The sequence below is a fragment of the Shigella sp. SIG6 genome (assembly GCF_053555815.1).
On record NZ_JBQZXC010000015.1, the window covers coordinates 40,160 to 48,661 of the forward strand.

The window sequence follows — 8,502 nt, forward strand, 5'->3', positions numbered from 1 at the left end:
CTACGGGGAGCGCATTTGTAGGCCAGATAAGGCGTTTACGCCGCATCCGGCACCGGCTCAATTCTGCAAAACCGATGACACCAGCAGCTGGGTATACGGATGGTGCGGGTCGTCGAGCACGCGGTCGGTTAACCCACTCTCCACTACTTGCCCCTGCTTCATCACCAGCAAACGGTCCGCTAGCAGGCGGGCGACGCCTAAATCATGGGTGACAATCACCACCGCCAGGTTCAGCTCCACCACCAGGCCGCGCAGTAGATCGAGCAGGCGTGCCTGCACCGACACATCCAGCCCACCGGTTGGCTCGTCCATAAACACCAGCTTCGGATGCGTCACCAGGTTGCGGGCAATCTGCAAACGTTGCTGCATGCCGCCGGAAAAGGTGGTCGGCAGGTCGTCGATCCGGTTGGCGGGAATCTCCACCTCTTCCAGCCACTTCTGCGCGGTGGCGCGGATGTCGCCGTAATGACGGGCCCCGGTCGCCATCAGCCGCTCGCCGATATTGCCGCCTGCCGAGACCTGGCGACGCAGGCCGTCGAGTGGATGCTGATGCACCACGCCCCATTCGGTGCGCAGCAGGCGACGGCGGTCGGCCTCGCTCATCGCATACAACGAACGATTCTCGTAGCGAATCTCCCCCTGCTGCGGCGTCAGGCGCGCGGAGATTGATTTCAGCAGCGTGGTCTTCCCGGAGCCGGATTCCCCGACGATGCCCAGCACTTCCCCCGGCCATAAATCAAAAGAGACATCGCTAAAGCCTTTGCCCGGCGCGTAAAGGTGGGTCAGGTTATTGACCGAAAGTAACGGTTGATTCATTGGTTTTTTGCCTCGCTCTGTTGGCGGCAATAATCGGTATCGGAGCAGACAAACATGCGGTTTCCGGCGTCATCCAGCACCACTTCGTCGAGATAGCTGTGGGTCGATCCGCAGATGGCGCATGGCTCATCCCACTGCTGAACGGTGAACGGGTGATCGTCGAAATCGAGACTTTCCACGCGGGTAAACGGCGGCACCGCATAGATGCGCTTCTCGCGCCCTGCGCCGAACAGCTGCAGGGCGGGCATCATGTCCATTTTCGGGTTATCGAATTTCGGGATCGGCGACGGGTCCATCACGTAGCGCCCGTTCACCTTCACCGGATAAGCATAGGTGGTGGCGATATGACCGAAGCGGGCGATATCTTCATACAGTTTCACCTGCATCACGCCGTACTCCTCCAGCGCGTGCATAGTGCGGGTTTCCGTTTCGCGCGGCTCGATAAAGCGCAGCGGTTCGGGGATCGGCACCTGGAAAATAACTATCTGATCTTCGGTCAGCGGCGTTTCGGGGATGCGATGGCGCGTCTGGATAAGCGTCGCATCGTCCGTACGTTCAGTGGTGTTCACCCCGGTCATGCGCTTGAAGAAGTTGCGAATCGACACGGCGTTAGTGGTGTCGTCTGCGCCCTGGTCAATCACCTTCAACACGTCGCTTTCGCCAATCACGCTGGCGGTGAGCTGAATGCCGCCGGTTCCCCAGCCGTAGGGCATCGGCATCTCGCGCCCGCCAAACGGCACCTGATAACCGGGGATAGCCACCGCTTTTAAGATGGCGCGGCGGATCATGCGTTTGGTCTGCTCGTCGAGGTAGGCAAAGTTGTAGCCGCTCAGATTAGCCATGGTTCTGCTCCTGTTGCAGACGTTTGAGTAGCTCCAGTTCGGCCTGGAAATCGACGTAGTGGGGGAGTTTGAGGTGCGAGACAAAGCCTGCGGCTTCGACGTTGTCGGCATGCGCCAGCACGAACTCTTCATCCTGCGCCGGGCCTGTCGCGTGCTCGCCGTATTCCGGGGCTTGCAACGCACGGTCAACCAGCGCCATTGCCATCGCTTTGCGCTCGCTCATGCCGAATACCAGCCCGTAGCCGCGCGTGAAGTGCGGCGGCTCATCCGGCGGGTCGATAAAACCGTTGACCATTTCACACTCGGTCATCAGCAGTTCGCCGACGTTTACCGCAAATCCCAGCTCTTCCGGCACAATCGACACGTCGATGTAACCACTGCGGATCTCGCCCGCGAACGGGTGATTGCGTCCGTAACCACGCTGGATGGAGTAGGCCAGCGCCAGCAAATAGCCTTCGTCCCCGCGCATTAATTGTTGCAGGCGGGAGGAGCGTGAGCAGGGGTAAACCGGCGGCGTGCGGGTGATGTCATCCGGCTGTGCGCCGCTATCTTCTTCAAACTTCGCCAGCCCCTGACGCGCCAGCAGGCTGAAAACGTGCGGCGACGGCTGTTGTTCGCTGTCGGCGGTGGTCAGCGTCGGCGCTTCACCGTTTGCCAGCAGGGTGAAATCGAGCAGGCGATGGGTGTAGTCGTAGGTTGGGCCAAGCAGCTGGCCGCCGGGAATGTCTTTATAAACCGCCGAAATACGCCGTTCGAGACGCATCTCGGTGGTGTCGAGCGGCTCGCTTACCGCCAGTTTCGCCAGCGTGGTGCGGTAGGCGCGCAGCAGGAAAATTGCTTCAACGTTATCGCCGCTGGCCTGTTTCAGCGCCAGCGCCGCCAGTTCGCGGTCGGCAACGCCGCCTTCGGTCATCACGCGATCCACCGCGAGATTAAGCTGCTGTTCAATTTGGGCGACGCTCAGTTCGGGCAAATCGGTATCGCCCCGGCGTCGGCTCTCTTGCAGGGCGTGGGCGGCGTCGATCGCCTTTTCGCCCCCTTTCACGGCAACGTACATCAGCACACCTCCACATGAGTGGTTCGCGGAATAGCCAGCAGGCGTTCGCCGCAGGTCAGGATCAGGTCGATGCCGAGCGGGAACGGGGGCGGGCGCTCGGTGAGTTCGTGCAGAATGCACTCCGGCAGCTGCGGAGCGATCATTCGTTCTTCGGCAATACCCGCGCCGGTGAGACGCAACATGCGCCCGCCGCTCAGGCTGGCGACCTGTAAAATCAGCGTCGCGCCCGCTTCCGGCGCAACGGCGGTGCTGGTGGAAAGGGCGTTGAGCTGTTTGCTGGAAATTCCGTCATCCGTCACCGCGAAGGTCGCCTGTTCCGGCTGGCTGACCAGCGGCGCGTTGGTATGAAAACGCAGGCTCTGATTGACGATATCGTTACTCAATGGCGCGGCAAGCCACACCGGCGTGTCGTTATCAGCCAGCGTCAGCAGCACGCTGGTGGTGGCGATATTCAGCGGCTGCCAGCCGCGCTTGAGCTGATGCAGGGCGACAATCACGCCCGGCTCGCTTATGGCCTTTAACAGGCGACGAAAACTGTGCTGGGCATCCTGCACGGGAAGCATAAAAGCGGTTTCCAGAGTCATGCGTTGTCTCCGCGAACCATCGTAAAGAAGTCGACCCGGCTGGCGTTCACTTCGGCCTGGCGTGCGGCAATGCGTGCCATACGGTCAGCGTCCAGCGGGGCAATAAGGGTTTCTGATAAGTTTTGAAAGTGGCGAGATTGCTGCATCAGCGCATCAATCAGCGCGCAGCGTTCGGTGTGCTGTTTATCACGCCCCAGCACCCAGCTGTAGCCGAGGGTGCCGTCAGTCAGGCGTACGGCGGCGCGGGTCAGCGTGGCGTCGCCGGCAAAAAAGCGTTCGCCGGTGCCGCCCATTCGCGCCTGAATCTGTACCAGGCCGGTTTCGGCGGTGCGGATCACTTCATAGTCGGCGGTGATGTTCAGCGCGTTCAGGCGGGCTGCCAGTTCAGCCGGTTGGCTGTGCGCCAGTACGTACATCCAGTGCTGGCGGGTCGCGGTATCTGCGTGCATTCAGTGCTCCATAGTGAATTCAATCATGTCGGCGCGCGTCAGGCTGACGGAGTACTCCGCCGGGCTGCTTTCACCGTCACGGTGGTTAAGGGTGAGCACGCACAGCAGCGGCGACATATTCGGGATTTCAAGGCGCTGGCACTCTTTGGCCTAGGCGCGGCGGGCGCTGATCCGCGTCTGGCTGCGGCGCAGCGCAATTCCGGTTTGCTCGCGCAGAAAATCGTGCAGCGAACCGCTGTCGAAGCGTTGCAGCGTCGGCCAAAGGGTGAGGTCCGCAAAGTAGTGGTCGATTAAACAGAGCGCGACGCCGTTGACCCGGCGCAGGGTGCGCAAATGGATAACGTTCTCGCCCTCGGTAATCCCCAGCGCGTCAGCAACGTGACCGGACGCGGGGCGCAATACCGACAGCAGTTTTTCGCTGGTGGGATGGCTGCCTTGGTCCAGCAGGTTCTGGCTAAAACGCGCCTGGGCGTTGAGCGGGTAATCGAACGGGCGCATCAGCACCAGCACGCCGACGCCCTGACGGCGCTGTACCCAGCCTTTTTCCACCAGTTGGTCGATGGCGCGGCGCAGGGTGTGGCGGTTCACCTCAAAGCGCGCCGCCAGTTGCTGCTCGGCGGGAAGATAGTCGCCGCAGCGGTAGTGTTGACGAAGCTCCTGCTCAAGTTTTGCGGCTATCTCCTGATAGCGTGTTGGGTAGCTGGTCGGATGTGTAGACAAGTGCATAGATATCAATGCCTCGCTTATCAGATAAAGTGCTTACGCAACCGTTGAGAGAGGAAATCCAGCAGGCTGACCGTGACGATGATAAGCACCATCAGGGCGCAGGTTTGCTGGAACTGGAAACCGCGAATCGCTTCCCACAGGGTGACGCCGATCCCGCCCGCGCCGACCATGCCGACGACGGTCGCCGAGCGGACGTTGGATTCGAAGCGATAGAGGGAGTAGGAGATCAGCAGCGGCATCACCTGCGGCAGCACGCCGTAAAGGATCTCTTCGAGTTTGTTGGCGCCGGTGGCGCGAATGCCTTCCACCGGGCCGGGTTCGATCGCTTCCACCGCTTCGGAAAGCAGCTTGGAGAGCACGCCGGTGGTGTGGATAAACAGCGCCAGCACGCCAGCGAACGGGCCGAGGCCGACGGCGACCACGAACAGCATGGCGAAGACCATTTCGTTAATGGCGCGGCAGGCGTCCATCAGGCGGCGAACGGGCTGGTAAACCCACCACGGCACCAAGTTTTCGGCGCTCATCAGACCGAAGGGGATGGAGAGAACCACTGCCAGCGCGGTGCCCCAGACGGCGATTTGCAGCGTGACGGCCATTTCGGTGAGGTAATCCTGCCACTGGCTGAAATCGGGCGGGAAGAAGTCGGCAGCGAAGGTTGCCATGTTGCCGCCGTCTTTAATCAGCGTAAGCGGGGCCATTTCCGCGCCCTGCCACGAGACGACCAGCACGGCGAGAACAACGGCCCAGCTCAGAAGCGAGAACCAGCTACGCTTGGGTGGGGCGATGGTGATGGTTTGCATGTTTGGCTCCGGTCTGTAGGCCGGATAAGGTGCTTGCACCGCATCCGGCATCAACGCCTGCACATTGTCGGATGCGACGCCGGGGCGTCTTATCCGACCTACGATTTACTGCACCGCTTTACTCACCGAACTCATCGCGCTTAACGCGTTGTTCAGGCGGTCCAGGTCATCCAGCTGCGCCTGAATCTCGGTGGTTTTCGCCAGCTTGTCCTGCTCATTCAGCCCTTTATTGCCTTTCACGCTTTGTATCTCTTTAAACAGTGCGAGCTGGCGAATCGGCACCAGTTGCAGGTCGCTGGAAGCGCGGAACGGCGCCCAGCCCAGGCGTTCCAGCACCGCTTTCTCTTCCGGCGTTTTTCCGTAGTTCATAAAGAAGTCGTAGATCTTGTCTTTGGTAGTTTCGGACAGATTCTTGCGCCAGACGATCGGATCGCCTAGGATCAGCGGCGATTTCCAGATCACCTTCAGCTCTTTAAGCTTCTCCGGCGCGGAGGTTTTCAGCTTGTCGAGGTTTTCGGTGTTGTTGGTGGCAACATCCACCTGCTTGTTGGCGACGGCCAGCGCGTTGGTTTCATGCCCGGCGTTGACGGTGCGCTTGAAGTCGCTGGCGGAGATATTGTTTTTAGCGAAGACGTAGTAACCGGGGACGAGGAAGCCAGAGGTGGAGTTAGGATCGCCATTGCCGAAGGTGAGATCTTTCCGCTTCGCCAGCAGATCGTTCAGGTTGTTGATCGGGCTGTCTTTGTTGACGATCAACACGCTCCAGTAACCCGGCGATCCATCCGCCGCGACCGTCTGGGCGAAGACCTGGCCATTGGCGCGATCCACCGCTTCCATCGCCGACAGGTTGCCGTACCAGGCAATATCCACTTTATTGAAGCGCATCCCCTGGATAATGCCCGCGTAGTCCGGGGCAAAGAAGGCGTTGACCTTCACGCCCAGTTTCTTCTCCATATCCTGTAAAAACGGCGTCCATTGCGGTTTCAGGTTTTGCTGTGATTCCGTTGAAATAATGCCGAAATTCAGCGCCTTTTCCTGCTCTTCGGCGTGTGCCGGGGTTAACAGGGTGCTGAGGCTGAACATGCTGGTGAAGGCCAGCGAGGCAATTATCTTAGCGTTCATTCGTTTTCCTCAATGATGGGGATATCAGGCAGCTTTCGCGTTCTCTTCGATGCGGTTAATGCTGCGGTAGAGATGGTCAAAACGTTCGTTATCAAACAGTTGGCTGCTGCCGTCGTAGAAGACGTGCCCCTGACGCAGGGCGACGATGCGTTCGCAGTAGCGCAGGGCGTAATCCACCTGATGCAGCGTGACGACCACGGTGATGCCGTCGTTCTGGTTGATGTCGCGCAGGGTGTCCATCACGATGCGCGCTGATTCCGGGTCCAGCGAGGCGATGGGTTCATCGGCCAGAATCACTTTCGCCTGCTGCATCAGCGCACGGGCAATAGCCACACGTTGCTGCTGGCCGCCGGAGAGGGTGGAAACGCGCTGATGGGCAAAATGCACCATGCCAACGCGGGTCAGCGCCTGTAACGCGCGCTGTTTCTGCTCGCCGGTGAACCAGCTAAAACAGGTGCGCCAGAACGGCGTGCTGCCGAGCGCGCCAATCAGCACGTTCTCCAGTACGCTCAGGCGGTTCACCAGGTTGAATTGTTGAAAGATGTAGCCGGTGTTGGCGCGGCTTTTGCGGATATCGCGGGCCAGGCGGCCTTCGCGCTGGACAGTGCGGCCCAGTAGCTCGATATGGCTACCGGCGGATTTATCGCCGGTAATCAAACCGCTTAAATGACGTAAAAGGGTGGATTTGCCGGAACCCGACGGCCCAAGCAGAGCCACCATTTCACTGTGATGAATGTTCAGATCAACCGCATGCAGCGCTTGATGCTGATTGAAGGTTTTGGCGAGCTTCTCGACACGGATAATCGTTTGCATGATGCAGCCTCCCTAAAAAAGTGGCTCCATCGTGGCGGATTATTGTGACGATTTGGTTAATTAAAAGTGACTAACAGATGAAGAGTTAACGGGAATTCGATGACAGTGCGGGAGGGCGGGCCTCCCGGCGGGTTATTGCGTTGGTTGTTGTTTGACGACATTAATCATCCACGGTACGCCAAATTTATCGGTGACTTTGCCAAAGCCATGCGCCCAGAAAGTTTCCTGCCAGGCCATTTCGATTTTTCCGTTAGCGGCAAGGTTATCAAACCAGCGTTTTCCTTCTTCGACCTGTTGCGAATCGAGCACCAGCGTAAAGCCGGAGTAGCTGGCTTTTCCTGACGGTATAGCATCGCTCATCATGATGTCGCTTCCGGCAATGCGCACGTTGGCATGAGCGATGGCGGTATCGGGAAATTGCATTCCGGAAGGGCAGTTCTCGGCGCTGTCCTGCGCTGATTTCGGCATTTCGCCGAAGCTGATTTTATAGAGCAGTTCCGCGCCCAACGTACGTTGATAATAGGCAATCGCGTCGGAACAGTTACCGGCAAAAGAGAGGTAGGGACTTAACGGCATGATGGTGACCTCAGTTAAGAGAAGCCAGTTAAGTGTAGTTCGAAATTTATACAGATGAGAGGCTGCCTGATAAGACGCGCAAGCGTCGCATCAGGCAGTCGGCACTGTTGCCGGATGCGGCGTAAACGCCTTATCCGGCCTACGGAGGGTGCGGGAATTTGTAGGCCTGATAAGACGCGCAAGCGTCGCATCAGGCAGTCGGCATCGTTGCCGGATGCGGCGCGAGCGCCTTATCCGGCTTACCGATCACAATACAATCAGTTCTTTTTCACAAACTCAGATTTCAGTTTCATCGGACCAAAACCGTCGATTTTGCAATCGATGTTATGGTCGCCTTCAACCAGGCGGATGTTTTTCACTTTGGTGCCAATTTTCAGCATCGAAGAGCTACCTTTCACCTTCAGATCTTTAATGATGGTAACGCTGTCGCCGTCAGCCAGCAGATTGCCGTTAGCATCTTTAACGATCAGCTCGTCGCTTTCCTGTGCAGGTTCTGCGTCGTTCCATTCGTAGGCACATTCCGGGCAGATGTACATGCCGTTATCTTCGTAAGTGTATTCGGAGTTGCATTTTGGGCAGTGTGGTAATGACATGTGGATTTCCTCAAAAGTCAGCAGGGCAAAAGCGCCAAAAAACGGCAGATTGCCGAAAAAGGCCGCAATTATACACAAAATCCCTGAGTTTGTCGGGGGTACTGCTGATTTTAGACGACGATCG

At 58.5% G+C, this 8,502-nt stretch carries 10 protein-coding genes and 1 pseudogene; all 11 read right to left on the reverse strand.

The annotated features are described in order from the left end of the window. Nucleotides 1-57 precede the first annotated feature (57 nt). The 11 genes and pseudogenes from phnK to ACUU1M_RS04625 all read right to left on the reverse strand — a co-directional run bounded on the left by phnK (nucleotide 58) and on the right by ACUU1M_RS04625 (nucleotide 8,378). On the reverse strand, nucleotides 58-816 hold the full coding sequence (gene phnK / locus ACUU1M_RS04575; protein ID WP_001075532.1) for a phosphonate C-P lyase system protein PhnK: 759 nt from the start codon (nucleotides 814-816) through the stop codon (nucleotides 58-60). Further along, nucleotides 813-1,658, reverse strand: a complete 846-nt coding sequence (gene phnJ / locus ACUU1M_RS04580; protein WP_000002272.1) for an alpha-D-ribose 1-methylphosphonate 5-phosphate C-P-lyase PhnJ — start codon at nucleotides 1,656-1,658, stop codon at nucleotides 813-815. The genes phnK and phnJ overlap by 4 nt, the downstream gene beginning before the upstream one ends. Continuing rightward, entirely contained in the window at nucleotides 1,651-2,715 is a 1,065-nt protein-coding gene (gene phnI / locus ACUU1M_RS04585) for an alpha-D-ribose 1-methylphosphonate 5-triphosphate synthase subunit PhnI (RefSeq protein WP_005072230.1), read from the reverse strand. Before phnI ends, phnJ begins: the two co-directional genes overlap by 8 nt. Next, complete coding sequence (gene phnH / locus ACUU1M_RS04590; protein ID WP_000171590.1) at nucleotides 2,715-3,299, reverse strand: phosphonate C-P lyase system protein PhnH; 585 nt, start codon at nucleotides 3,297-3,299, stop codon at nucleotides 2,715-2,717. The genes phnI and phnH overlap by 1 nt, the downstream gene beginning before the upstream one ends. Beyond that, on the reverse strand, nucleotides 3,296-3,748 hold the full coding sequence (phnG, locus tag ACUU1M_RS04595) for a phosphonate C-P lyase system protein PhnG (RefSeq protein WP_000542806.1): 453 nt from the start codon (nucleotides 3,746-3,748) through the stop codon (nucleotides 3,296-3,298). The genes phnH and phnG overlap by 4 nt, the downstream gene beginning before the upstream one ends. Beyond that, nucleotides 3,749-4,474, reverse strand: a pseudogene (gene phnF, locus ACUU1M_RS04600) (phosphonate metabolism transcriptional regulator PhnF). It abuts the gene before it with no gap. Between the two features lie 20 nt (nucleotides 4,475-4,494). Next, on the reverse strand, nucleotides 4,495-5,274 hold the full coding sequence (phnE, locus tag ACUU1M_RS04605; protein WP_001193500.1) for a phosphonate ABC transporter, permease protein PhnE: 780 nt from the start codon (nucleotides 5,272-5,274) through the stop codon (nucleotides 4,495-4,497). Between the two features lie 105 nt (nucleotides 5,275-5,379). Next, nucleotides 5,380-6,396: a phosphonate ABC transporter substrate-binding protein gene (gene phnD / locus ACUU1M_RS04610; protein WP_000992018.1), complete on the reverse strand. Its 1,017-nt coding sequence runs from the start codon at nucleotides 6,394-6,396 to the stop codon at nucleotides 5,380-5,382. Nucleotides 6,397-6,420: 24 nt separating this feature from the next. Continuing rightward, nucleotides 6,421-7,209 carry a phosphonate ABC transporter ATP-binding protein gene (gene phnC, locus ACUU1M_RS04615; RefSeq protein WP_001193423.1) on the reverse strand — a complete coding sequence of 263 codons (789 nt, stop codon included), beginning with the start codon at nucleotides 7,207-7,209 and terminating at the stop codon, nucleotides 6,421-6,423. Nucleotides 7,210-7,341: 132 nt separating this feature from the next. Continuing rightward, nucleotides 7,342-7,785 carry a VOC family metalloprotein YjdN gene (gene yjdN, locus ACUU1M_RS04620; RefSeq protein ID WP_001131335.1) on the reverse strand — a complete coding sequence of 148 codons (444 nt, stop codon included), beginning with the start codon at nucleotides 7,783-7,785 and terminating at the stop codon, nucleotides 7,342-7,344. A gap of 257 nt (nucleotides 7,786-8,042) precedes the next feature. Beyond that, nucleotides 8,043-8,378, reverse strand: a complete 336-nt coding sequence (locus tag ACUU1M_RS04625) for a zinc ribbon domain-containing protein YjdM (RefSeq protein WP_001300891.1) — start codon at nucleotides 8,376-8,378, stop codon at nucleotides 8,043-8,045. Nucleotides 8,379-8,502: the final 124 nt, after the last annotated feature.

Coding starts and splice junctions, on each gene's coding strand:
- phnJ (WP_000002272.1), bottom strand. CDS start 1,658: ATGGCTAATCTGAGCGGCTACAACTTTGCCTACCTCGACGAGCAGACC.
- phnI (WP_005072230.1), bottom strand. CDS start 2,715: ATGTACGTTGCCGTGAAAGGGGGCGAAAAGGCGATCGACGCCGCCCAC.
- phnC (WP_001193423.1), bottom strand. CDS start 7,209: ATGCAAACGATTATCCGTGTCGAGAAGCTCGCCAAAACCTTCAATCAG.
- phnK (WP_001075532.1), bottom strand. CDS start 816: ATGAATCAACCGTTACTTTCGGTCAATAACCTGACCCACCTTTACGCG.
- phnH (WP_000171590.1), bottom strand. CDS start 3,299: ATGACTCTGGAAACCGCTTTTATGCTTCCCGTGCAGGATGCCCAGCAC.
- phnG (WP_000542806.1), bottom strand. CDS start 3,748: ATGCACGCAGATACCGCGACCCGCCAGCACTGGATGTACGTACTGGCG.
- phnD (WP_000992018.1), bottom strand. CDS start 6,396: ATGAACGCTAAGATAATTGCCTCGCTGGCCTTCACCAGCATGTTCAGC.
- yjdN (WP_001131335.1), bottom strand. CDS start 7,785: ATGCCGTTAAGTCCCTACCTCTCTTTTGCCGGTAACTGTTCCGACGCG.
- ACUU1M_RS04625 (WP_001300891.1), bottom strand. CDS start 8,378: ATGTCATTACCACACTGCCCAAAATGCAACTCCGAATACACTTACGAA.
- phnE (WP_001193500.1), bottom strand. CDS start 5,274: ATGCAAACCATCACCATCGCCCCACCCAAGCGTAGCTGGTTCTCGCTT.